This is a genomic window from Nonomuraea sp. 3N208, assembly GCF_052245935.1.
Classification (GTDB): Bacteria; Actinomycetota; Actinomycetes; order Streptosporangiales; family Streptosporangiaceae; genus Nonomuraea.
In genome coordinates this window covers 37,761-60,760 of sequence record NZ_JBQQBR010000054.1, presented here as the reverse complement: position 1 = coordinate 60,760, position 23,000 = coordinate 37,761, and the positions used below count along the sequence as shown (strand labels likewise).

17 protein-coding genes and 3 pseudogenes are annotated in these 23,000 nt (G+C 70.7%); 14 read left to right on the top strand and 6 right to left on the bottom strand.

The window, feature by feature from the left end; translation table 11 throughout:
* Window positions 1–128: 128 nt before the first annotated feature.
* Complete coding sequence (locus ACTWPT_RS50840; RefSeq protein WP_443184777.1) at window positions 129–1,490, top strand: M14 family zinc carboxypeptidase; 1,362 nt, start codon at window positions 129–131, stop codon at window positions 1,488–1,490.
* Between the two features lie 64 nt (window positions 1,491–1,554).
* Complete coding sequence (locus tag ACTWPT_RS50835; RefSeq protein WP_443184776.1) at window positions 1,555–2,769, top strand: winged helix-turn-helix domain-containing protein; 1,215 nt, start codon at window positions 1,555–1,557, stop codon at window positions 2,767–2,769.
* A gap of 5 nt (window positions 2,770–2,774) precedes the next feature.
* Here the strand turns inward: ACTWPT_RS50835 and ACTWPT_RS50830 are convergent, their stop codons facing one another.
* Together ACTWPT_RS50830 and ACTWPT_RS50825 are read right to left on the bottom strand one after the other, a co-directional pair.
* A complete protein-coding gene (locus tag ACTWPT_RS50830; protein WP_443184775.1) occupies window positions 2,775–4,043 on the bottom strand; it encodes an ABC transporter substrate-binding protein in 1,269 nt (422 codons plus the stop codon).
* A 67-nt stretch (window positions 4,044–4,110) separates the two neighbouring features.
* Window positions 4,111–4,983, bottom strand: coding sequence for an AraC family transcriptional regulator (locus ACTWPT_RS50825; protein ID WP_443184774.1), 873 nt, complete (start codon window positions 4,981–4,983; stop codon window positions 4,111–4,113).
* Between the two features lie 96 nt (window positions 4,984–5,079).
* On the opposite strand from ACTWPT_RS50825, the gene ACTWPT_RS50820 reads away from it, so the two are divergent.
* On the top strand, window positions 5,080–5,859 hold the full coding sequence (locus tag ACTWPT_RS50820; protein WP_443184773.1) for a phytanoyl-CoA dioxygenase family protein: 780 nt from the start codon (window positions 5,080–5,082) through the stop codon (window positions 5,857–5,859).
* Window positions 5,860–5,937: 78 nt separating this feature from the next.
* Here the strand turns inward: ACTWPT_RS50820 and ACTWPT_RS50815 are convergent, their stop codons facing one another.
* Window positions 5,938–7,362 (bottom strand): hypothetical protein, encoded by a 1,425-nt coding sequence (locus ACTWPT_RS50815; protein ID WP_443184772.1) that lies wholly within the window; start codon window positions 7,360–7,362, stop codon window positions 5,938–5,940.
* Between ACTWPT_RS50815 and ACTWPT_RS50810 the strand changes: the two are divergent.
* The 4 genes and pseudogenes from ACTWPT_RS50810 to ACTWPT_RS50795 form a co-directional block, all read left to right on the top strand.
* Window positions 7,301–7,531, top strand: a pseudogene (locus tag ACTWPT_RS50810) (hypothetical protein); the annotation flags it as partial. The gene ACTWPT_RS50815 and the pseudogene ACTWPT_RS50810 sit on opposite strands and share 62 nt — an antisense overlap.
* A pseudogene (locus ACTWPT_RS50805) lies at window positions 7,497–7,799 on the top strand (AMP-binding protein); the annotation flags it as partial. The pseudogenes ACTWPT_RS50810 and ACTWPT_RS50805, both read left to right, overlap by 35 nt.
* Before the next feature lie 67 nt (window positions 7,800–7,866).
* The gene (locus ACTWPT_RS50800; RefSeq protein ID WP_443184771.1) at window positions 7,867–8,727 is read left to right on the top strand and encodes an AMP-binding enzyme; all 861 of its coding nucleotides are present in this window, start codon (window positions 7,867–7,869) and stop codon (window positions 8,725–8,727) included.
* 77 nt (window positions 8,728–8,804) lie between these two features.
* Entirely contained in the window at window positions 8,805–9,986 is a 1,182-nt protein-coding gene (locus ACTWPT_RS50795; RefSeq protein WP_443184770.1) for a glycosyltransferase family 4 protein, read from the top strand.
* Here ACTWPT_RS50795 and ACTWPT_RS50790 read toward each other — a convergent pair.
* A pseudogene (locus ACTWPT_RS50790) lies at window positions 9,970–10,203 on the bottom strand (alpha/beta fold hydrolase); the annotation flags it as partial. The gene ACTWPT_RS50795 and the pseudogene ACTWPT_RS50790 overlap by 17 nt on opposite strands.
* 374 nt (window positions 10,204–10,577) lie before the next feature.
* Here ACTWPT_RS50790 and ACTWPT_RS50785 point away from each other — a divergent pair.
* The 5 genes from ACTWPT_RS50785 (at window position 10,578) to ACTWPT_RS50765 (ending at window position 18,345) form a co-directional block, all read left to right on the top strand.
* Window positions 10,578–11,969: an amino acid permease gene (locus ACTWPT_RS50785; RefSeq protein WP_443184769.1), complete on the top strand. Its 1,392-nt coding sequence runs from the start codon at window positions 10,578–10,580 to the stop codon at window positions 11,967–11,969.
* Between the two features lie 117 nt (window positions 11,970–12,086).
* Window positions 12,087–14,405 (top strand): ATP-binding protein, encoded by a 2,319-nt coding sequence (locus tag ACTWPT_RS50780; protein WP_443184768.1) that lies wholly within the window; start codon window positions 12,087–12,089, stop codon window positions 14,403–14,405.
* Window positions 14,402–16,498 (top strand): ATP-binding protein, encoded by a 2,097-nt coding sequence (locus tag ACTWPT_RS50775; protein ID WP_443184767.1) that lies wholly within the window; start codon window positions 14,402–14,404, stop codon window positions 16,496–16,498. The genes ACTWPT_RS50780 and ACTWPT_RS50775 overlap by 4 nt, the downstream gene beginning before the upstream one ends.
* 9 nt (window positions 16,499–16,507) lie before the next feature.
* Entirely contained in the window at window positions 16,508–17,647 is a 1,140-nt protein-coding gene (locus ACTWPT_RS50770) for a sensor histidine kinase (RefSeq protein ID WP_443184766.1), read from the top strand.
* The gene (locus ACTWPT_RS50765; RefSeq protein WP_443184765.1) at window positions 17,644–18,345 is read left to right on the top strand and encodes a response regulator; all 702 of its coding nucleotides are present in this window, start codon (window positions 17,644–17,646) and stop codon (window positions 18,343–18,345) included. Before ACTWPT_RS50770 ends, ACTWPT_RS50765 begins: the two co-directional genes overlap by 4 nt.
* On the opposite strand, the gene ACTWPT_RS50760 is transcribed toward ACTWPT_RS50765, so the two are convergent.
* Window positions 18,335–19,000, bottom strand: coding sequence for a DUF2306 domain-containing protein (locus ACTWPT_RS50760; protein WP_443184764.1), 666 nt, complete (start codon window positions 18,998–19,000; stop codon window positions 18,335–18,337). The genes ACTWPT_RS50765 and ACTWPT_RS50760 overlap by 11 nt on opposite strands.
* Before the next feature lie 155 nt (window positions 19,001–19,155).
* On the opposite strand from ACTWPT_RS50760, the gene ACTWPT_RS50755 reads away from it, so the two are divergent.
* Both ACTWPT_RS50755 and ACTWPT_RS50750 read left to right on the top strand, forming a co-directional pair.
* Window positions 19,156–20,154 (top strand): NAD(P)-dependent alcohol dehydrogenase, encoded by a 999-nt coding sequence (locus tag ACTWPT_RS50755; protein ID WP_443184763.1) that lies wholly within the window; start codon window positions 19,156–19,158, stop codon window positions 20,152–20,154.
* A gap of 92 nt (window positions 20,155–20,246) precedes the next feature.
* Window positions 20,247–21,053: a peptidoglycan recognition protein family protein gene (locus tag ACTWPT_RS50750; RefSeq protein ID WP_443184762.1), complete on the top strand. Its 807-nt coding sequence runs from the start codon at window positions 20,247–20,249 to the stop codon at window positions 21,051–21,053.
* Between the two features lie 6 nt (window positions 21,054–21,059).
* Here the strand turns inward: ACTWPT_RS50750 and ACTWPT_RS50745 are convergent, their stop codons facing one another.
* Window positions 21,060–22,973: a S41 family peptidase gene (locus ACTWPT_RS50745; RefSeq protein ID WP_443184761.1), complete on the bottom strand. Its 1,914-nt coding sequence runs from the start codon at window positions 22,971–22,973 to the stop codon at window positions 21,060–21,062.
* Between the last annotated feature and the right edge of the window lie 27 nt (window positions 22,974–23,000).

The window sequence follows — 23,000 nt, the reverse complement described above, 5'->3', positions numbered from 1 at the left end:
ATTACCGTATAGCGCCTATCACCGATTACGCGACGACCAGGCCGCTCGGCAGAACCTGGCAAGGACCGGAAGGCGACCTTGGGGCTCCCCACGATGCCGATCGGCGCACATCGCAGGGACACTGAGGCGTGCTCGACAATCTCCTCCACGAACTGGACACCGTTCCCCCATTCGATCGCTTCGCCACCGTCGATGAGGTCAACGACGGCCTCACGCGGCTGGCGGACGACCATCCCGGTGTGGCGACGCTGCGCCGCATCGGCACCTCGCGCCTGGGCGACCCGCTTCTCTGCCTGACCGTGGGCGACGGGCAGCGGCACGCCATCGTCGCGGCCGGGCCACATCCGAACGAGCCCATCGGCGGGCTGACCGTCGTACACCTCGCCGGGCGCCTGTGCGCCGACGCCGGGCTGCGCCGCGCCGCCGGCTGCACCTGGCACATCGTGGGCTGCCTCGACCCGGACGGGACCCGGCTCAACGAGGGCTGGTTCGCCGGACCGTTCACCCGGACGCACTACGGCAGGCACTTCTACCGGCCGGCCGTGGACGAGCAGGTCGAGTGGACGTTCCCGCTCTCGTACAAGCGGGCCTATTTCGACCGGGTGCTGCCGGAGACGCTGGCGCTGATGCGGCTGATCGACGACACGCGGCCGTCGTTCCTGACCACGCTGCACAACGGTGAGTCCGGCGGCGTCTTCTACTACCTGAACCGGCCGGAGCCGGAGCTCCAGGAGGTGCTCACCTCCCTGCCCGCGCGGTACGGTGTGCCGCTGCACGCCGGCGAGGCCGAGCACCCGTCGGTGAAGCAGCTGGAGCAGGCCGTCTACCTGACGCCCGCGATGGAGGACTTCTACGACTACATGGAGGCCCTCGGACAGGAGCCCACGGAGCACATCAGCGGGGCCGCCAGCGACTCCTACATCAAGAGGTACGGGGCCCTGGGGCTGACGGCGGAGGTGCCCTATTGGACGGACGCCGCCGCCGGCGACACGACCCCGACCGGCCGCGTCTACCGTGACCTGCTGCTCGAGCACGCGGCGGAACTCAAGGCCACCTCCGCGCTCTTGAGCGAGGTGCTGGCGGCGGTCTCCGGGGATCTGGTGAGCCGGTCACCCTTCATCCGCGCCAGCAGCTGCTTCATCCCGATGGTGGCCGGGATGGGCGCCACCGACGAGGGACGAGCCTGGGCCGCGGAGAACGACCGGCCCGCCACGGTCGCCGAGGTGGCCTCGATCCGGGAACACCTGCACAGCGCGCGGCTCAGGTTCGGGGGGATGCTGCTGCGGGCGCTGGAGGGCGAGCTCGCGATCGGCAACACCACCCCCGCCATGCGGGCGTCGGCGGGGCGGCTGGCGGAGACGTACGCGGGGTGGTGCGCGGCGGCGGAGGAGAGCCCCTCCAGCGAGACGATCCCGATCCGCCACCTGGTGTCCATCCAGTACGGCGCGATCCTGGCCGGGGCCACGCACGCCGCCCGGACGGCCCCTTGACTCGAACAGGCGCTCTCCTCAACTCCATCACGGTCGAACGCTTTTTCGAGTAAGCTCTTCGACCATGTCGCGCCCTCTGACGCTCAGTCTGGAGTCCGCAAGGCGGCTGGCCGTGACCTGCCAGCATCTGGCCGGCCCCCGTCCCGGCAACGACCTGGACGGCCTGCGGCAAGTGCTGCGGACGTTGCGGTGCCTGCAGCTCGATCCGGTCAACGTGGTGGCACGGAGTCACCTGCTGGTGCTCTGGAGCAGGGTCGGCGGCTACGATCCGGCCGACGTGGACGTGCTGCTGTGGCGCGAGCGGTGGCTGTTCGAATACTGGGCGCACGCCGCGTCGATCGTGCTGGCCGAGGACTACCCGATCCATCAGGTCATGATGCGCGTCTATCCGGCGGGCGAGTCCGGCTACGCGCGGCAGGTCCGCGACTGGCTGGCGGCGAACGACGCGTTACGGCAGCACGTCCTCGACCGGCTACGAGAGAAGGGCCCGCTGCCTGTCGGCGGGTTCGACGACCTCGCGGCCGTCGCGTGGCGGTCGAGCGGGTGGACCAATGGCCGCAACGTCGAGCGGATGCTGGACTTCCTGTGGTTCCAGGGCCACGTCATGGTGGCGGGCAGGGAGGGACGCACCCGCCTGTGGGACCTGCCCGAGCGCCGGCTGCCGGAGTGGGCCGCGACCGAGCCGCTGCCGCGAGAGGAGGCGGTGACGCGGGCGGCCGAGCATGCGCTGCGCGCGCTCGGCGTGGCCCGAGCGGCCGACATCGAGCGGCACTTCATCCGGACCCGCTACCCCGGCCTCGCCGAGGTGCTGACCAGTCTGGAGGCGTCGGGCCGGGTCGTGCCCGCCGAGGTCGAGGGCGGCGCCGAGCGGTGGTATGTGCACCGCGACGCGCTCGGCCTGCTGGAGCGCGACTGGGAGCCGCGCACCACGCTGCTGTCGCCGTTCGACAACCTCATCTGCGACCGGGAGCGGACCGAGCGCCTGTGGGGGTTCGCGTTCCGGACGGAGATGTACGTGCCCAAGGCCAAGCGGCAATACGGGCACTACATCATGCCGATCCTGCACGGCGACCGGCTGGTGGGCAGGCTGGTGCCCCGCCTGGACCGGCGCCGGGCCCGGCTGGAGGTCGAAGGGCTGTTCCCCGAGCCGGGCACGCCCGCGGACGCGGCGACCGCCGTCGGGCGGGCGGTCGCCGAGCTGGCCGCGTTCGCCGGCGCCCGCGAGATCGCCTACGGGGACAAGGTCCCCGAGCCGTGGCGAGCGGACCTGTCACTCTGACGGGCTCAGTTGCCCTGCTTGTGCGTGCTCCAGTATTCGTCGGCGGCGGCCTGGATGCCGGCGAGGACCTTCTCGTAGGTGTCTGGCTTGGCGACGAAGCCGCTGAAGCCGTCGAGCGCGGCGGCGAGCACGGGTGGCGGCGTGGCCTCGAAATACCGGTTGACCAGCCGATACTCCCCACTGCCCGCGGCCTTGCCGACCTCCGCGATGGCCTGGTCGGCGACGGCGACCTTGGGGTTGGCCGAGACGTCTCCTCTGGCGGTGGCCCACTTCTCCTGCGCGCCGGCGCCCACCCACCACTGGAGGTACTTCATGCTGGCCTCGGGGTCAGGAGCCTTGGCCAGCGAGCAGAGCGGGCCGCTCTCGAAGATCATCGAGGTCTTGGGGAGGGACGCGTTGACGTTCGGGATCACGAAGAAGCCGTAGTCGGTGCCCGCCTTCATGCCACGCTGGGTCATGCTCGTGTTGAACCATGTCCCGAACGACACCATCGCCGCCTTGCCGGTCTTGAGCACGTCGCCGGGGTCGGTCTTGTCACCGGGGTTGTTGAAGTAACCGGCGTCGATCATCGACTTCCAGCGTTTCATCACCTCGACCACGCCGGGATCGGTGTATTTGGCCTGGCCGGTGGACAGGCGGTCATACAGGTCCGGGTCGGTGCCGGCGAGGAGCTGCTCGAACCAGACGAAGGCGAAGAGCACGGAGGTGTGGTAGAAGGCGGGCACGCCCTCCTTCTTCAGCGTGTCGGCGATCTGGATCAGCTCGTCCCAGGTCGCTGGCGGTTTCAGTCCGTGCTCGTCGAAGACCTTCTTGTTGTAGAACATGCCCCAGTAGGCCGCATTCAGCGGCACGCAATACTGTTTGCCGCCGATGGTGTAGTAGGGGGCCAGATCGGCGGACAGGTCGCCGTTCTTGATGGCCTCCTGCCAGATCGCGGTCGTCTCCGCCACCTGCTTCTGGGCGACGATCTCCGCAAGCCGCCCGCCCGTGGTCCAGGTGAACAGGTCGGGTTTCACGTCGGTGCGGAAGGACGCCTTGATGAACGCCTGGTACGTGGGCTCGTCCGTGTAGCCGACCGACTTCATCGACAAGCCGATCTGCTGCTTGGACAGGGCGCCCATCTCGTCGAAGTACTTACTCCAGGCACCCTTGTCGTTGTAGAGCTTCAGCTCGGTCTTGCCGGGCTGCTGGGCGGCGGTGCCGCCGGAGGAGCCGCAGCCGGCGAGTAAGAGGGAGGTGACGGCGGCGATGAGCAGTGGACGCGACCGGATCATGCCCGGCCTCCTGTTTCACTTGTGGTGACGGTGCGGGGTGAAAACGGGCCCGAGGCGAGTCATCTAATCACTTGATATCTTGGGTGTCCATAGCCGCCGGGACCACAGCCCGCCTCGTGGCCTCCCGGTAATCCCGCGGCGCCATGCCGTACTTCCGTTGAAAAAGCCGCCCGAAGTACGACTGGCCGGAGAAGCCGCACCGCTGAGCGATTCTGCCGATGCCGTCGGTGGTCGTGGTCAGCAGCAGCGCGGCGTGCTCCAGCCGCCTCCTCGCCACGAACGCGACGGGCGTGCAGCCGTAGTGCGTACGCATGGTGCGGGCCAGGTGCCCGGAGCTCACGGCGGCCAGCGCGAGCAGCCGGGGCAGCCCTTCGCGCAGGTTCTCCTCACGGCTCATCGCGACGCAGGCCGACACCAGCCAGCCGGGCCGCCGGTCCACGGCCGTGCCGTCCGCACTCTCCAGCAGCGGGACGACCGCCGTCCAGAGCCGCACCAGGTCGAGCACGCGCGGCACGCCGGAATAGGCCCCCAGCACGCGGGCGAACTCGGCCGCGACCGGCCCGTCCAGGTCGGCGCGCGCCGCCGGGGGCAGCTCGCGCCCGTCCCAGTCCGCCGTGCCGGCCAGCCCGGCGAGGTCGGCGAAGGCACGCCAGCGCTCGCTCGGGAAGGCGATGTTGACGAACCGCAGGCCTGTGGCGGTCGTGGCGGCGAACTCGTGCCGGTCGTGCGGGCGTACCAGCACCACGTCGCCGGCGCGTAACGGCATCTCGGCCTCGCCTACGCGCTGGACGCCCTCCCCCACGGTCACGTACACCAGTTCGTGGAAGTCGGCGTGGACGTGCGGCTCGGGCCGGTCGCGGCGGCCGCCGGTCACGGGCACCAGGGCCGCGTGGTACGGCAACCCGGCCGCGAACTCCACCCACCGCAGGATCGTCGGCATGTCAGGAAATTAATAGTTATGGAGCGGCGAATACTAGTAACTCGGGCCGCCACCACCGAAGAATCCGGATCGACGCCCTTCCTTGCAGAGGAGTACATGGTGATCACGGATATCGACCGGACCCTCCAGGACTACGACCGCGACGGCTACACGATCTTCCGGAACGTCCTCGACCGCGACCTGATCGCCGAGGCCGGCGACCACGTCGCCTGGCTCCAGGCCAGGCATCCGGACCGGCTCGGCGAGGACCTGGCCACCGAGCTCGTCGCCGGGGACCCGTTCTGGGTGCGGCTGGTGAGCGACGAGCGGCTGCTGGACATCGCAGAGTTGTTCGTCGGCCCGGACATCGCGCTGTTCGCCTCGCACTACATCAGCAAGCCGCCCTTCTCCGGCATGCCGGTCCTGTGGCACCAGGACGGGGCGTACTGGCCGCTGGAGCCGATGCGGGTTGTCACGCTGTGGCTGGCGGTCGACGAATCCACGCCCGAGAACGGCTGCGTGCGGGTGGTCCCCGGCTCCCACAAGCAGGACCTGCACGCCTTGCGGCAGCGTGACGACATCGACAACGTGCTCGGCTCGGAGAGCGCGGTGACCGTGGACGAGTCGCAGGCGGTGGACCTGGTGCTGGCGCCCGGCGACGTGGAGGTGCACCACCCGAACATCCTGCACGCCTCCAACGCCAACACCTCGCCCCGGCGCCGCTGCGGCCTGACGATCAGGTACATCCCGACCTCGACCCGGATCACCAGCGAGCAGCAACCGTTCGTGTCGGCGCTACTGCTGCGCGGCGCCCCGGGGGTGAACGTCTACCAGCCGTTCCCGACGTACGTCGAGGGCGAGCACATGCCGTTCGCCGGCGCGGACAAGTGGGCCTGACCCACATCGACCCTGCACCTCACGCCATTCGCGCTCCCGGCTCGTGACCTTGAGTCTGTCCTGCCGCCTCCAGCGGTGCTACCGGTAGACCGTCGGTTTCTTCTCCTTGCCGGGGAACACCATGATCAGCAGCTCCACAGCCCCATCAGGCGGATACGGCACCTGGTAGACGAGCTTGCGCCCGCGCAGGTGCACCCGCACCCGGTACGACCCGGGACCGGCGGCCGTCAGGCCGGTCACGCTCGTTCCCTGGGTGTCGGAGAGGGCAAGGGTGCCGCGCGGGCTGTCGTAGCCGACCTCCACCACCTCGTCCCATCCCTTGGTCTCCAGCGGCGGCCGCCTGCGGTAGGACTCGACGGTCACGCAGGCGTGGCCGATCTCGTCGGCCGCCCAGATGGCCAGCGCCCCGAGTTCACTGCCGACCAGCTCCTCTACCAGGTCGGGGTTGGTGCCCACATACTCTCCCTCAAATCCGTGGATGGTCCAGAACTCGGTGAACATGGTGGCGTGCTTCTGCCGTACCGGCTTGATCTTCGGGCGGCGCAGGGGATGCCGGGCGCAGGCCTTCTGCTTCTCCAGGAAGTACGCCGCCACCTCCTGTTGCTTCCGCTCGCCCTCCTGCTCCTGCCACCGCGCCACCGCCGGGCACAGCGAACCCAGCGCGCCCCGCAGTCGCGCGTGCGGCGCGTCCTGCACGGCCGGCACGCTGACGTCGCCGCCGTGCCGGGTGGCCAGGCGGCACAGGTGGTGTCCCTGGGACAGCACCACCCGGTCGGGCGCGTCCGCCCAGCCCTCGATGCCGCCCTGGTCGTAGAAGTCGTTGTAGCCGCGCACATCGCACAGGAACTTCTTCTCCGCCTCGCTCAGCCCTTTGACGGTGCCGTCGCCGAAGCCGGCGCAGTCCAGCTCCCTCTCGGTGCTCACCTTGCCGGAGGGGGCCGCCTGCACCGTGACCAACAGGGTCGCCGCCACCGTCAGGACCGTGGACGCCGTGAGGGCCAAGCGGCCCCGCCGCACGAACGCCCGCGGGGCTCGCACCGCGAGCAGGATCAGCACCGCGGGCACCAGGAAGTACAGGTCCCAGCCGAGTCGCCAGCTCACCAGCTCCGACGGCCCCCAGGCGGCCACGCACTCCGGACCGAGCGCCCCGTCGAGCACGAGCAGCACGAGGCCGGGAAGACGCTGGAGGAGCAGCACCACAGCTGCGAAGCGGGCGACGATCCTGCCGAGCCGGTCCCGCCCGGTCCTGACGCACACATACCAGCCCGCCAAGGCCAGGGCGATCAGCGGTGCGCCGCCGTACCAGAAGAGCGGGACCTGTCCGATCAGGTACTCCGGGATCATCGAGTCGATCTCACGGCCCAGGCACCTGCCAGACGACATGTACGCGTAAAAGCGGCTGCCGTCGTCTCCGGACAGCAGAGACGAGGCCCAGTCGTAGATGCTGGGAGCCAGCGCGGTCAGCAGCGCCGCGGCCCAGAGCACCCATGATCGTCGGGACACGAGAGGGAAGACTAGAGGACGATGGCACCAACCGCCCATACCGGAAGAGGAAAGCCGCATGACCGACCTGGACGCCCTGTCGTTCGAGCCGCTCACCCCGGTCTCCTACCTCGAACGGGCGGCCGCCTCGCACGGTGACCGCGTCGCCGTCGTCGACGGGCCGCGCCGGTTCACCTACCGGGAGCTGCGCGATCGGTGCCGCCGGCTGGCCGGCGGGCTGGCGCCGCTCGCGCGGGGCCGGGCAGTCCGGGCCACCGCGCCGGATCCGCGGGGGCGAGGAGTACGAGGCGCTGCTGGCCGGCGCAACCCCGCAAGCCGTCACGCCGTCCGACGAGCGGGCGCTGCTGTCCATCAACTACACCTCCGGCACCACGGGCCGGCCGAAGGGCGTGATGTACCACCACCGCGGCGCCTACCTGCAGGCGCTGGCGATGGCGGCGCACGCCGGGCTGTCACCGTCCACGGTGCACCTGTGGACGCTGCCGATGTTCCACGGTGCTCTCGATGCTCGCCTACGCCGCCGAGGCGGCACCGCTGGAGCGCACCGTGCGGGTCTCGACGGGCGGCGCTCCCCCGTCGCCGGCGATCCTGCGGCGGATGTCGAGCCTCGGCTTCGACGTCATCCACCTGTACGGGCTGACCGAGACGTTCGGCCCCGCGATGATCTGCGACTGGCGCCCGGAGTGGGATGCGCTCAGCGGCGAGGAGCAGGCACGCCTGAAGGCCCGCCAGGGTGTCGGCAACATGATCTCCTGCACCGCCCGCGTCGTCGACGGGACCGGCGCCGACGTGCCGGCCGACGGCACCACCGTCGGGGAGATCGCCTTGCGCGGCAACAACGTCATGCTCGGCTTCTTCCGCGACCCCGAGGCGACGGCCGCGGCCGCGCCGGACGGCTGGTTCCGCACCGGTGACCTGGGCGTCCTCCACCCTGACGGGTACGTGGAGCTGCGCGACCGCAGCAAGGACGTGATCATCTCCGGCGGAGAGAACACGGAGCGGCGAACGGTTAGGCCCGAGAGCGGTAGCTTGCGTGACCAGCGAGGGCCGAGTGAGCGCGACCATAAGCACGCGTCCGTCGAGGTCGAGCAGGCCATCGCCGAGCATCCGGCGGTCATGGAGGTCGCGGTCGTCGCGGTGCCCGACGAACGCTGGGGCGAGGCGCCGGCCGCGTACGTGACGCTGCGCGAGGGCGCCACGGCCACCGCGGACGAGATCATGGACCATGTGCGGGCCCGGCTGGCGCGGTTCAAGGTGCCGAAGACGGTGGAGTTCGGCGAGCTGCCGAAGATCTCCACCGGGAAGATCCAGAAGTACGTCCTGCGGGAGAAGGCCTGGGCGGGCCGGGACCGCCGCATCCATTGAGACCAGGCTGTTCGGTTCCCAGTCAACCCCCAGAAAAGGCCAGTACTCTCACCCACCATGGAGTTGGAGTACCAGACGTGAAGATCCGGTACATGCTGCTGCACGCCTACGGCATGGGTGGCACCATCCGCACGGTGGTCAACCAGGCCGGCGCGATGGCCGAGGCCGGTCACGACGTCGAGATCGTCAGCGTGGTGGGGAGACGCACCCAACCACAGTTCTCCACCCCCCCACAGGTGTGGGTGTCGGCGCTGGTGGACCAGCGCGACGGGGTGGCGTCCGACTCGCTGGCCCGCAAGGTGTGGCGGCGGGCCCGCGGCAAGATCGTCCCGTACGGCGAGTTCGCCGCCGAATACTTCACCGAACGCGTGGAGGCGGCGACCATGGACTACGTGGCGTCACTGACCGACGGCATCCTGGTCACCACCCGCCCGGCGCTGAACCTGATCTCCGCCCGCCGTGCCTCCCGCAAGGTCATCCGGGTGGCGCAGGAGCACATGAACCTGGCCGCTTACCACCCGGCCGTACGCGAGCAGATCGTCCGCCACTACGACCGCTTCGACGCGGTCGTAGTGCTGACCGAGACCAGCCGCGCCGAGTACCGGGCGCTGCTGAGGCCCGGAACGCCGATCGTGCGCATCCCGAACGCCGTGCACATGGAGCATCGCAAGCACTCCGACCAGAGCAACCCGACGGTGATCGCGGTCGGCCGGCTGGTGCCGCAGAAGGGCTTCGACATGCTCATCCCGGCGTTCGCCGCGGTCGCGGACGCCTACCCGGAGTGGACGGTGCGGATCTTCGGCACGGGACCGTCGCAGCAGCGCCTGCAGGAGCGGATCGACGAGCATGACATGGGCGGGCGGATCCGGCTCATGGGCCGCACCGACCGCATCCACGAGGAGCTGGCCAAGGCGTCGATCTACGCCCTCAGCTCGAGGATCGAGGGGCTGCCGATGGCGATGATCGAGGCGATGGGCCACGCCCTGCCGATCGTCGCCTTCGACTGCCCCACGGGGCCCGCGGACGTGCTGACGCCCGGCCAGGACGGGCTGCTGGTGCCGCCACGCGACGTCGAGAAGCTCGGCGAGGCCCTCGGCCGGCTGATGGGCGACCGCGAGTTGCGCGCGCGCCTGGGCGCCGCCGCGGCGGAGACGGCGCACGCCTACACGCCGCAGGTCGTGATGCCGCTGTGGGAGGAGCTGTTCACCGCCCTGGCCGGCGGCAGGCCGCTCCCCGCCAGCCTCACGCGAAGTCCGTGATGATCGGCACCAGGGTCTGCGGTCCGCGAAACGGGATCATGTGCGGCATTCCCGGCACGACCACCAGCCTGGCCCGCGGGATCAGGCGGGTGACCTGCTCGGCCCAGTCCTGCGAAACCATCCGGTCGTACTCGCCCCTGACCACGAGCGCGGGCACGGCGACGCGGGGCAGCTTGCTCGGCCTCGAGCCAGGAGACCAGGGCGTCGGCGAGCCCGGGCAGGTCGAGCGGGTGTGGCGGTTTCGCGCTCTGCCCGAAGCCCGGCAGGTCCACCGTCCAGGCCGGCAGGTGCTCCCCCAGCGCCGCCACCAGCGGCCGCAGCTCCCTGCTCGACATGCCGGCCCCGTGCACGCAGACCACCGGCGTGGCGTGCTCCCCTCCCGGCGGGATGCGCCGCCAGCCGGTCATCGGCCACTGTCCGGCTTTGACGGTCCGCCGCTCCAGATCCGTGACATCCATGCGTTCACCGGTGCCCGGCTGAGGGCCGCGAAACCACGTTCTGGGAGTCGTCAAATCCCGAGTGCCGGCAGTATGGCGCGGGCCGTACAGGAAAGAGGGCGGAGAGGAGACCTGCAGGAGCAAGGAGGCTGTGATGGTTTCGTCGCAGAGCGTGTTCCGCCGCAAACCGGTCGAGCAGATCGCGGAGGAGCACGAGGGTGAGCTGTCCCGGTCGCTCGGGTTGTGGCAGCTCACCGCGATCGGCATCGGCGGCATCATCGGCGCGGGCATCTTCGCCCTGGCCGGGGCGGTGGCCAACCAGACGGCGGGGCCGGCCGTGCTGGTGTCGTTCCTCGTGGCCGGGGTGGCCAGCGCGGCGGCGGCCTTCTCCTACGCCGAGTTCGCCGGCATGATCCCGAAGGCCGGGTCCGCCTACACCTATGGCTACGCGGTGCTCGGCGAGCTCACGGGCTGGTTCATCGGATGGGACCTGCTGCTGGAGTACACGGCCATCGTCGCCGTCGTCGCCATCGGCATATCCGGATATTTTGGCTTTCTTGTGCAACAGCTGGGCGTCACCCTGCCGCCGTGGATGCTCGGCGCGCCGGGCACCGGGGACGGGCGCGTGGTGGACCTGTTCGCGGTGCTGCTCTGCCTGTTGATCGCCTACCTGCTGAACCTGGGCATCCGGGCGGCCGCCAGGTTCGAGACGTTCGTGGTCGCGATCAAGGTGGCCGTGGTCCTGCTGGTGATCGCGGTCGGGTTCTTCCACATCGACCCGGCCAACTACACGCCGTTCTTCCCCTTCGGCGTCGGCGGGGCCATCACCGGCGCGGCCACCGTGTTCTTCGCCGTCTTCGGCTACGACGCGATGAGCACCGCCGCCGAGGAGTCCAGGGACGCCCGGCGGCACATGCCCAAGGCCATCATCTACTCCCTGGTCATCTCCATGATCCTGTACGTGCTGGCCACGCTCGTGCTCACCGGCATGCAGAACTACCGGGAGATCGACCCGGAGAGCGGATTCTCCTCGGCGTTCGCCTCCGTCGGGCTCTCCGGACTGGCCACCGTGATCGCGGCGGGCGCCGTCGTCGGCATCCTGACCGTCATGTTCACGTTCATGCTGGGCGTGACCCGGGTCTGGTTCGCCATGAGCAGGGACGGGCTCCTGCCCCTGTGGTTCGCCCGGCTGCATCCCGTACGGCGGGTGCCCACGCGCGTCACCTGGATCGTGGGCGTCGCCTCCGCGCTGATCGCCGGGTTCCTGCCCATCAGGGAGGCGGCCGAGCTGACCAACATCGGCATTCTGCTGGCCTTCGTGGTGGTGTGCGCGGCCGTGATCGTGCTCCGCTACCGCCAGCCCGACCTGCACAGGGAGTTCCGCACGCCGGGCATGCCCGTGGTGCCGGCCATCGGCGTGCTCTTCTCCATCTGGCTGATCACCTTCCTTGACCCGGCGACCTGGCTGCGCTTCGCCGTGTGGTTCGCGCTGGGGCTGATCATCTACTTCGCGTACAGCCGCCGCCATTCCGCGCTCAACACCTGACCACGACCAGGGTTTTACCATCGAGAGAGATCCATAAAACGGCCCGGACATAACCTGGGTTGTGGGGCTCGGCATAAAGGGCATGGTGACCCGGGCGCCTGAGTCGATGGAGCAATCATGACCGTGGCCGCGCCGCACGTATCGAGCGGTCTGCCGGCAGAACTCAACACCTTCGTGGGCCGCCGGCACGAAATAGCCGAGGTCAAGCGGCTGCTGTCCGAGGGCAGGCTGGTGACGCTGGTCGGCGTGGGAGGCGTCGGCAAATCCCGGCTGGCGCTGCGCGTCGGATCCGACCTGCGGCGCGCCTTCCACGCGGGCGTGTGGCTGGTCGAGCTCGCCGCGCTGGAGAGCCCCGAGCTTCTCGTCCCGGCCGTCATGGAGCGGCTGGAGATCCAGGACCGTTCCGTACGACCTCCGATCGAGGTGCTCGTCGACCACCTGCGGGACAAGGAAATGCTGGTGCTCCTCGACAACTGCGAGCACCTGCTGGACGAGTGCGCGGCCATGGTCGAGACCCTGATGCGGTCCGCCCCAGGCCTGCGGATCCTGGCCACCAGCCGGCAGGCGCTGGGCGTCGTCGGCGAGCGTACGCTGCCGTTGCCGACGATGTCGGTGCCGGACGCCGACGGGGCGGGGCCGTCGGTCGAGGCGATGGGGCGCTCCGACGCGGTGCGGCTGTTCGCCGAGCGGGCGAAGGCCGTGCTGCCCGGCTTCGAGGTCACCGACGCCAACAGGGACAGCGTCGCGTGGATCTGCCGGCGTCTTGACGGCATGCCGCTGGCGATCGAGCTGGCCGCCGTCCGGCTGCGGGCCATCTCCGTCCAGCAGCTGCTGGACCGGCTGGACGACCGCTTCCGGCTGCTCACGACGGGGTCGCGGACCGCGCTGCCGCGCCAGCAGACGCTGCGGGCGCTGATCGACTGGAGCCACGCCCTGTGCACCGAGCCGGAGCGGCTGCTCTGGAGCCGGCTCTCGGTGTTCTCCGGCGGCCTGGACCTGGAGGCGGCCGAGCAGGTCTGCGGCGGGGACGGCATCGCCGTCGAGGAGATCATCGACCTGGTGAACGGCCTGGTGGACAAATCCGTGCTGGCGCGTGAGGAGCTGCAGAACGGTGTGCGCTACCGGCTGCTGGAGACGATCCGCCAGTACGGCCGCGAGCGGCTGCGGGAGTCCGGCGAAGAGGCGGAGCTGAGGGCCCGCCACCGCGACTGGTACCGGGACCTCGCCGTCCGCGCGCAGGACGGGTGGTACGGGCCCTGCCAGGTGGCCTGGTTCGCCCGCCTGCGTGCCGATCACGGCAACCTCCGCACGGCCATGGACTACTGCCTCACCACGCCCGGCGAGGCGGAGGCCGGCCTGGTCATCGCCTCGGCGCTGCGGTTCTACTGGATCGCGGCCGGCGCGCTGCGCGAGGGACGCAGCTGGCTCGACCGGCTGCTCGCGGGCGAGCCGGCCCCCACCCTCGTGCGCGCCAGGGCCCTGCTGGTCGACGCCAGACTCGCGGTCCTGCAGAGCGACTTCGAGGTGGCCACGGCGATGCTGGCCGAGAGCAAGGATCTGGGCGACCGGCACGGGGACGCGCTGGTCCTCGCCGGTGCCGCCTACGTCTGCGGCCTCGCGGCCCTGATCCAGCGCGACCCGGCCAAGGCCGTGACCCTCCTCGGCGATGCCGTCGAGGCCCACCGCGCCGCGGACGACCAGATGGGCGTGGTCAACGCGCTGATGTACCTCGCCACCGCGCACTCGCTGCTGGGCCACCCCGACCAGGCCGCAGCCCTGTACAAGGAGTGCCTGACGATCTGCGAGGTCCAGAACGAGCACTGGTTCAGGTCGTACACGCTGTGGGTGTTCGGGATCGAGACGTGGAAGCAGGGCGACGCAGCTCGTGCGGTCGAGATGGAGCGCGAGGCCATCCGGCTCAAGCAGCCCTTCGACGACCGCCTGGGCATCGCGCTGTGCATGGAGGCGCTGGCCTGGATGGCCGCCGGCGACTGGCCGGAGCGGGCCGCGGTGCTGCTCGGAGCCTCTCAGGAGAGCTGGCGGTCGTTCGGCGGGCCGCTGTTCGGCTACCTCGCCGCCTTCCACAACACCGCCGAGACGGTGGCGCGCGAACACCTGGGCGCACAAGACTTCGACTCGGCCTTCCGCAAGGGCACCGAGATGGACCCCGCCGAGGCGGTCGCGTACGCCGTGGGCCGCGCCGCGCCGCGAGGCAAGCAGGCGCGCGACACCTCGCCGCTGACCCGGCGGGAGCGGGAGATCGCCGCACTCGTCGCCCAGGGCATGACCAACAAGGAGATCGCGTCCCACCTGGTGATCGCGCAGCGTACCGCCGAGGCCCACGTGGAGCACATCCTGTGCAAGCTCGGGTTCACTTCCCGGACTCAGATCGCCGCCTGGGTATACGAGCAGGGCTCTTCGGGGAACTCGTCATGACCACCGGCCTCTTGACGGACAAGTCCACCTTCGTCGGACGCAGGCGTGAGCTGTCCGAGTCCAGGCGCATGCTCAGCTCGAGCCGGCTGCTCACCCTGACCGGCCCGGGCGGCGTCGGCAAGACCCGGCTGGCGCTCAAGCTCGCCGAAACCCTCCGGAGCAGGTTCCGTGACGGCGTGAAGGTCGTCGAGCTGGCCTCCCTCGAGACCGGCGAGCTTCTCGAGCCGACGGTCGCCGCGGCGCTCGGCCTGCGCGACGCCGGCCCCGACCCCGAGAAAGTGCTGATCGACTACCTGTCGAGCCGGCGGATGCTGCTGGTGCTCGACAACTGCGAGCACGTGCACGATGTCTGCGCGCGCCTCGTGGAGCGGCTGCTGCGGGCCGCCCCCCGGCTGCGGATACTGGCGACGAGCAGACGGACCCTGGGCGTCTACGGCGAGCAGGTGCTGCCCGTCCCCACGCTGCCCGTGCCCGACCCCGAGCACGGGCTGCGGGAGACCGCCCGCCACGACGCCATCCGCCTGTTCGTGGAGCGCGCGGCGCGGGTCCTGCCCGGCTTCTCGCTGCATCCGGGCAACAAAGCGTGCGTGGCGCGGCTGGCCCGGCGCCTTGAGGGCATCCCCCTCGCCATCGAGCTGGCCGCGGCCCGGCTGCGCACGTCGACGCTGGAGGACCTGGCGCGCGAGCTCGAAGAGCGCATCGACGTGCTGGCGGCCGATGCCCCCGCCCTGCTGCCGCGCCATCGCACGCTGCGCGCCACCATGGACTGGAGCTTCGACCTGTGCTCGGCCGGGGAGCGGCGGTTGTGGTCGCGGCTGTCGATGTTCCCCGGTGGGGTAGATCTGGACACCGCCGAATCGGTGTGCGCCGGCGACGGCATCGACGACATCGAGGTGATGGACCTGCTGGCCGGGTTGGTGGACAAGTCCGTCCTGGCCGGCGAGCTGCGGGAGGGCAGAGTCAGGTACCGCATGCTGGAGTGCCTGCGCGCGTACGGGAGCGAGCAGCTGCCGGCCGCCGACCGGCGGCTCCTGCGCTCCCGGTACGTCCGCCACTACCGGGAGCTGGCGGAGCGCAACCGCATCGACCGGCTGGTTCCCGACCAGCTCGAGCGGTATCGGGTGCTGCGCGGAGAACTGCCCAACGTGCGGACGGCGCTCGACGCGTGCCTGAGCGAGCCCGCGCTCGCACCCATGGGGCTGGCCGCCGCGGCGGCGATGTGGTGCTTCTGGTTGCTGGCCGGCTCGCTCACCGAGGGCCGCTACTGGCTGGAACGCGGCCTGCGGCTGGCGCCCGACGGCACCCGCGCGCGGGGGCAGGCGCTGTGGGCGTACAGCCTGCTCGCGTTGCGCCAGGGCGATGTGGCGGCGGCGCTCCCGCCGCTCGCCGAATGCCACGTCCTCGCACGTCAAGCCGGAAACGATGACATCCTGCCACGCGCTCTCATGGCCGAGGGCGTGGCCGCGTTCTCCCAGGGCGACGGCCGCCGCGGTCTCGAGTTGCTGCGCGCCGCCCTGGCGCTCCACCAGGCCAAGGAGGACATCGACGGCGTGCTGTACGACCTCTATTTCGCCGCCGCGTACGGCTCGGTCGAGGACCCCGGCCAGGCCGCCGAGTTCGGCGAGCAACTGCTGGAGCTGTGCGAGCGCCACCACGCGCTGGTCTCCCGCGCGTACGCCCAGATGTCGCTCGGCGTCGCCCGGTGGAACCTCGGTGACTGCTCGCGCGCGGAGGCGCTGGTGACGGCGGCCACCGAGTTCGCCGGCGAGATCGGCGACCGCTGGTGCCTCACCCAGTGCCTGGAGGTGCTGGCGTGGACGGCGGGCGTGCGCGGGAAGCACGCGCGGGCGGCCGAGCTGCTGGGCGCGGCGCACGTGATGTGGCGGGCGGCGGGCTCCGCGCCGGAGCGGTTGTGCTATCACGCGGCCTGGCACGAGCGCTGCGCGGAGCAGGCCCGCCGGGCACTGGGCAGGCGGGCGTTCGCGGGGGCGTTCCGCGCCGGAGAGCGGCTCGGCCTGGACCGTGCCGTAGCGTACGCCTGCGGCCGCGAGGACGCGTGCTCGGGGCGTTCGCAAGCGGCGGCAGCTCGCTAGCATGATGGGGTGCGCGGCCTTCTCCACTCCTTATGGAACGAGCCACGTCCCCCCAACGCCCCACGGCGGGTTTGGCGGGACTGGGCGCTCGTAGGGGTGCTCGTGCCGGTCGCGGTGCTCGAAGGGGTCCTGCGGCCGGATCTTCCGTGGCGGGCCCTGTCGGTCGTCGTCAGCGCCGGGCTGGTGTTCACGTTGTTGTGGCGCCGTACCAGGCCGTTGCTGATGGTTCTGATCATTTTCGCCACCACGAGCCTGGCACCGTTGTTCATGGGCGGCGCGCCCGTCGAGACGTACACGATGGCCTACCTGCTGGTGTCGTTGTACGCGTTGTTCCGGTGGGGATCGGGGCGCGAGGCCGTGATCGGGTTCGCGATCATGGCGGCCGCGGTCTCGATCTCGGTCGCCGTCGACCGCATCGACCCCCCCGACATGGTCGGCGCGTTCGCCGTGATGTTCTCGTCCTTCGCGCTGGGCGTGGCCTTCCGGTTCCAGGCGCGGGCCAGGATGCGCGAGCTCGACCAGGTCAAACTGCTCGAACGCGAGCAGTTGGCCCGCGACCTGCACGACACCGTCGCCCATCACGTCTCGGCGATGGCCATCCGCGCCCAGGCGGGCCTGGCGACGTCGGCGACGCACCCCGGCGCCGCGGCCGAGGCGCTGCGCGTGATCGAGGCCGAGGCGTCGCGCACGCTGGCCGAGATGCGGGCCATGGTCCGCGTCCTGCGCAGGAACGAGCCCGCGGAGCTGGCACCCGGCAAGCACATCGCCGATCTCACGCAGCTCGCCGGCCGGGCCCGCGTCGGCCCGTCCGTCGACGTGGAGATCCGCGGCGACCTCGACGGCCTGCCGCCGTCCGTCGGCGCCGCGATCTACCGCATCGCGCAGGAGTCGGTCACCAACGCCAGGCGGCACGCGCGGCACGCCACGCGCATCGAGGTGAGCGTGGCCGCCGACGACACCTCGGTGCGCCTGCGCGTGAGCGACGACGGCGACAGCAGCTCCACGCGCACGATCTCCTCGGCGGGGTACGGGCTCATCGGCATGATCGAACGCGCCGGCCTGCTCGGCGGCAGCTGCGAGGCGGGCCCGAACCCGGGCCGGGGCTGGACCGTGACGGCCGTGCTGCCACGCACGGGGGTGGTGACATGAGCATCGTCGGCAAGAGCATCCGGGAGCAGAGCATCAGCGAGAAGAGCATCAGCGTCATCGTGGCCGACGACCAGGAGATCGCCCGCACCGGGCTCAGGATGATCCTCGACGCCCAGCCGGACATCCACGTCGTCGGCGAGGCCGGTGACGGGCGGCGGGCCGTCGAGCTCGCCCGGCGGCTGCGTCCCGACGTGTGCCTGTTCGACATCCGCATGCCCCATCTCAATGGCATCGACGCCACCCGCCTGCTGGCGGGTCCGGACGTCGGCGACCCGCTCGCCGTGGTGATCATCACCACGTTCGACCTGGACGAGTACGTCTACGAGGCGCTGCGGGCGGGCGCCCGGGGCTTCCTGCTCAAGGACGCGGGCCCGGCCTTGCTGGCCCAGGCCATCCGGGCGGCCGCGGGCGGCGACGCGCTGATCGCGCCGAGCATCACCGCGCGGCTGCTCGGTGCCTTTGCCGGCGCCGGTCCGGCCGCACCGCCCGCGCAGCCCATCGAGGCGCTCACGGACCGTGAGGAGCAGATCCTGCTCACTGTGGCACGCGGGCGAACCAACAGCGAGATAGCCGCCGAGCTGCACATCTCGCTCAGCACGGTCAAGAGCCACATCGCGAGCCTGATGACCAAGCTCGGCGTGCGCAACCGCGTGGAGATCGCGATGTGGGCGTACGAGACCAACCGCGTCAAGCACTGACCCTGGCCCGCCGCCCGCGGATGGCCCATTCGGCGACGGCGAGGTTGATCGCCCAGCCGGCGCCCATGAGCAGCGCGCGGGTGGTCTCGTCCGGCGTGCCGCCGTGGACGGCGAGCCAGAGGGAAAGGGTGAACGCCTGCGTGCCCGCGCCCATGCCGAGCGCGTAGGCGCGGGTCATCCATGCGCGGTGCGGGGCGACGTCCCGCCGCAGGATGGCGGCCAGGCCGAGCACGAGCGAGAGCGCCATGGTGGTGCCGGCGACGAGCCGGAAGACGGCCAGCAGGTCGCCGTCGCCGGGCGGGCGATCGAGGAACAGGGTCATCCAGAGGCCGGAGAGCGCCACGACGAGCCCGCACGGAATCAGGACGCGCCCAGCCGCACGGTGCCAGGGCCGCCGCCGGCGGCCGAACTGGAACGCGCCCAGCACGCTGTACAGACTGGCGGCGACGATGTGCAGCACTACGGGCATGGGCATGGCGACGAACCGGGCGTTCGCCGGCGTGACGTCCGCGCCGCCGGTCAGCTCGGTCAGGCGGACGGCACCGGCCAGCACGGGAACGAAGCTGAGCGCGATCAACCCGGCAGGCAGGAGCCATGCCGCACGTGCCCTGGTGGTCTGACGGCCTGTCCTGGTCCTGGTGGTCTGGGGGGTCATGCCTCGATCGTGGCCGCCGGGAGGTCGCGCCTCATCGGCGGAAGGGCTCGTGCTGAGCGGCCTATCGGCCACCGCGGAGGTCGTACTTTCGGCCGTTGGCCCGCGGGCGGGTCGTGGTCACACTGACGTTCAGCCACTCCCGGAGGAGAAATGTGATGAAGGCTTTCGTTCTACGCTCGTACGGCCCGCCCGCCGCGCTCCAGCTCGTCGACGTCGACCGGCCCGAACCGGGCCCCGGCGAGGTGCTGGTGCGGGTGCGCGCCACGTCCGTCCAGCCCTTCGACTGGCATCTGATGCGCGGCGAGCCGTACGTCGCGCGCGTCATGCCCGGCGGTCCCGGGCTACGCAAGCCGCAGATCAACATTCTCGGCGCCGACGTGGCCGGGGAGGTCGAGGCGGTCGGGAAGGACGTCACCGAGTTCGCGCCCGGCGACGAGGTGTTCGCGATGTCCAAGCAGGGCGGATTCGGCGAGTACGTCCGCGTCAGAGCGGCCGAGCTGGCGCCGAAGCCGCGGAACCTGTCGTTCGAGGAGGCGGCCGCGGTGCCGCTGGCGGCCAACACGGCCCTGGTGGCCGTCCGCGACCGGGGCGGGGTCAAGCCCGGGCAGAAGGTCCTGATCAACGGGGCCTCGGGCGGGGTGGGGACGTTCGCCGTGCAGCTCGCCAAGGCGTTCGGCGCGCACGTCACCGGCGTCTGCAGCTCCAGGAACGTGGACCTGGTCCGCTCGCTCGGCGCCGACGAGGTCGTCGACTACACCAAGGAGGACTTCACCCGGCTCGGCCGCCGCTTCGAGCTCGTGGTGGACAACGCGAGCAGCCGGCGCGCGTCGGCCTACCGGCGGGTCCTGAAGCCCCAGGGCGTCCACGTCCTCGTCGGCGGGCCGGGCGGCCGCTGGCTGCAGCCAGCCGGGCGGATGTTCGCGACGCTGGCGGCCGGTCTGTTCCTGCCTCACAAGGTGGCCCTGGCGGACGTGATCGCGTGCACGGCGGAGGAGAACAGGCGCAACCTCGTCACGCTCACCCGGCTCATCGAGGACGGCCAGGTCAATCCGGTGATCGACCGGCAGTACCCGTTCGAGGAGATCCCCGCCGCCGTCAGGTATCAGGAGGAGGGCCGCGCCCCGGGCAAGGTGGTCGTCACGGTGTCGGCGTAAGATCGTCCCGATTCTCGCGATCACGCACAGATAGGGCATGCTATAGATCTGTAAGCAACTGCCCGCGATGATCGTGATGAAGGTTCCTGAATATGCCGTTCCTCACCCAGCTCGCCGACGTCGCCCGCCGCACCGGCGGACCGGTGACCGAAGTGGCCGGATGGAAGACCCGCGGTCATGGGCCGCAGCCCGAGGTGCAGGGCATCGTCTGCCACCACACCGCGGGCCCGGCGGGCGGCGGCGACTACCCGTCTCTGGCCGTCGTGCGCGACGGCCGCCCTGGACTGGACGGACCGCTGTCGCACTTCGGTCTCGGCAGGTCCGGCCGGATCTACGTCATCGCCGCCGGACGGTGCTGGCACAACGCCCCGTCGACCTCGCCGCGGCACGACAACTCCAGCTCGATCGGCATCGAGGCGGAGAACAACGGCTTCCAGCCCTGGCCCGTGGCGCAGCTCGAGGCCTACATCCGGCTGTGCGCGGAGCTCTGCCGCGAGTTCGGGCTGCCGGCCTCCCGGGTGAAGGCGCACCGGGAGGTCAACACCGCCAAGCCGGACCCGCACTCCCTCGACATGAACGACTTCCGGGCGTCCGTCGCCGCCATCATCAAGGGCGACCCGGACCCATCCTGGACGGAGAACATCGTGAAGAACCTGCCGCTGATCCGGCTCGGTGACGACAACTTCGACGTCAAGACGGTCAGAGGCTGCCTGTTCGCCCGCGGCCACGTGCCCCCGGGCGCCTACGCCGGCGTCCAGGACGGGCTGGAGGGCTGGCTGAAGTCGACCCGGTGCGACACCGGCCTGGTCGAGCTCGTCCGCGGCTTCCAGCAGGCCGAGGGCCTCGACGAAGACGGCTTCGTCGGGCCCAAGACCTGGCCGTCGCTGCTGCGCGTGTAAGCGGGGTCAGCGGACGATCGTGCGGGCCGCGACGAGCTCGCCGTCCTTGAAACCCTCCACCCGGACCACCTGGGCGGCGGCGATGCCCGGGACTGGGAACGCCATCACCTCATGCGTCAGGTCCGCCGACAGCCGCGGCCGGCCGTCGAGGTAGACGTCGACCCGGTCCACGAGCCGGGTCCGCAGGATCAGCTCGCCTCCCGCGTCGATCTTCGCGTCGAGGCGGCGCGCGGGCCGGCCGGCCAGCAGTTGCCCGGCCCGTTCGAGCAGGTCCGCGTTGCCCTGGAGCACGTCCCTGCGCGTCATGCGGTGGCGGTGGTCGGGCGCGATGCCGAGGTCCTCGACGGGGGTGCCCGCCAGGTCGTGCACGCGCAGGGTCCGGCGGATCGACACCCGCATGTTCGCCTGTCCCGGCAGCGGCTTGTACGGCGTGCCGGGGCTCGGTTCGGGCAACTCCAGCAGCGTTTTGAGCAGCTGGTGCGTCCACACGTTGGCGCCGCCCGCGCCGGTGTTGTCGTCCACGCCGAGGACGGGACCGATCTTGTGGTCCTGGAAGCCGGCGGCGAAGATGTCGGTCGCCGAGTAACAGCGGGCGTCGATGATCAGCACGACGGGGCCGTGGTACTGCTGGCCGATGGCGTTGGCCCCGTCGGCGGGCGTGATGGTGAAGCCGCCGGAGTAGACGGCGCCCGTCTCCAGCGCCTGCTCCATCGATCTGCACCACGGCGTGAGGTCGATCTGGCCTGTCGGGTTGTTCTTGTGCTGCCCGCAGATCAGCAGGTTGAGCGGCGTCGCGATGAACTGCGTCGGCTCCGGGGAGATCGGGTGGGGGGTCAGCGTCTGCAGGAGGAACTCGCTGGCGAAGATGTGCCCGCCGCCGTTGCCGCGTACGTCCACGATGAGCCCGTTCTGCGGCAGCAGCCCGATGAGCCGGACGAACTCCCGTACGAACCCGTCGGGGTCGTTGACGTTGAACGTGAACACGCGGATGTGGCCGTACGTGCCGGACGAGGTGACCACGCTCCTGGCCCGGAACACCGCCGGCATGGACGTCGGGACGTCCGCGCCCGGCGCCGCGGGCTCGGTCGTGAGGTCCGCGACGGCCAGCGACTCCTGAGGCGTGATCGCCTCGGGCACGTACAACATCTTGACGGCGCGGCCGATCTCGTCCGTGCCGAGGTCGAGCCCCTGGGCCACGGCCGCGGTGCTGAGCTCGTCGGCGTCGACGAAGGGCGGCACGTTGTCGGTGATGCGCCACTTCTCCCGCAGCTCCCTGGAGATCCCGTCGCCGTTGACGTAGGTGAGCACCACCCAGTCCTCATCGGGCGGCACGTGGATGCGCAGCGGACGGAGGGTGAGCGACTGCAGGCCGCGCGAGTGCCGCGCCGCCGCGTTGCCGCCCGCGAAGCGCGCCGCGTTGACCGCGACCGCCCGCTCGATCGGCACCCCGTTCCAGTGCGTCACCTCCACGCCGGGGCCGAACCCCGGAGCGGAGAAGCCCTCGACGACCCTGGTCACCACGTAATGGGGCTCGTCGCCCGCGAAGTACTCCTCGATCTGGTACGGCAGGTACGCGATCTTGCCGGAGAACGGCAGTGGCAGCAGGTAGTTGGTGTGCAGGTCGCGCATCGAGTGGAAGATCTCTGACAGCTCCTGGTGGAAGCGCCACTCCGGGTCCGTGGTCGTCTCGGTCTGCCGGCTGAGCCGCAGGCCCAGCAGCCTGAGCCGCTGGACCGGGTTCACGGCGTGCATCGCGACCTTGAGCGGCAGGTGCACGTAGTTCTGCTCCACGAGCACGAGCGCCTGCTGGACCAAGGTACGCCGGTCGGCGAGCGTCAACGTGCCCGCCGTGCGCAGGAAGTCCCGCAGCTCCATCGCATCGGCCAGTCGCTTGGCCATCGTCTCTGATGCCTCGGTCATGCCTCTGCCCACCCCCAGGCGTCGTGG

Coding starts and splice junctions, on each gene's coding strand:
- ACTWPT_RS50785 (WP_443184769.1), top strand. CDS start 10,578: ATGGTTTCGTCGCAGAGCGTGTTCCGCCGCAAACCGGTCGAGCAGATC.
- ACTWPT_RS50820 (WP_443184773.1), top strand. CDS start 5,080: ATGGTGATCACGGATATCGACCGGACCCTCCAGGACTACGACCGCGAC.
- ACTWPT_RS50765 (WP_443184765.1), top strand. CDS start 17,644: ATGAGCATCGTCGGCAAGAGCATCCGGGAGCAGAGCATCAGCGAGAAG.
- ACTWPT_RS50780 (WP_443184768.1), top strand. CDS start 12,087: ATGACCGTGGCCGCGCCGCACGTATCGAGCGGTCTGCCGGCAGAACTC.
- ACTWPT_RS50745 (WP_443184761.1), bottom strand. CDS start 22,973: ATGACCGAGGCATCAGAGACGATGGCCAAGCGACTGGCCGATGCGATG.
- ACTWPT_RS50835 (WP_443184776.1), top strand. CDS start 1,555: ATGTCGCGCCCTCTGACGCTCAGTCTGGAGTCCGCAAGGCGGCTGGCC.
- ACTWPT_RS50825 (WP_443184774.1), bottom strand. CDS start 4,983: ATGCCGACGATCCTGCGGTGGGTGGAGTTCGCGGCCGGGTTGCCGTAC.
- ACTWPT_RS50775 (WP_443184767.1), top strand. CDS start 14,402: ATGACCACCGGCCTCTTGACGGACAAGTCCACCTTCGTCGGACGCAGG.
- ACTWPT_RS50750 (WP_443184762.1), top strand. CDS start 20,247: ATGCCGTTCCTCACCCAGCTCGCCGACGTCGCCCGCCGCACCGGCGGA.
- ACTWPT_RS50800 (WP_443184771.1), top strand. CDS start 7,867: ATGCTCGCCTACGCCGCCGAGGCGGCACCGCTGGAGCGCACCGTGCGG.
- ACTWPT_RS50830 (WP_443184775.1), bottom strand. CDS start 4,043: ATGATCCGGTCGCGTCCACTGCTCATCGCCGCCGTCACCTCCCTCTTA.
- ACTWPT_RS50755 (WP_443184763.1), top strand. CDS start 19,156: ATGAAGGCTTTCGTTCTACGCTCGTACGGCCCGCCCGCCGCGCTCCAG.
- ACTWPT_RS50760 (WP_443184764.1), bottom strand. CDS start 19,000: ATGACCCCCCAGACCACCAGGACCAGGACAGGCCGTCAGACCACCAGG.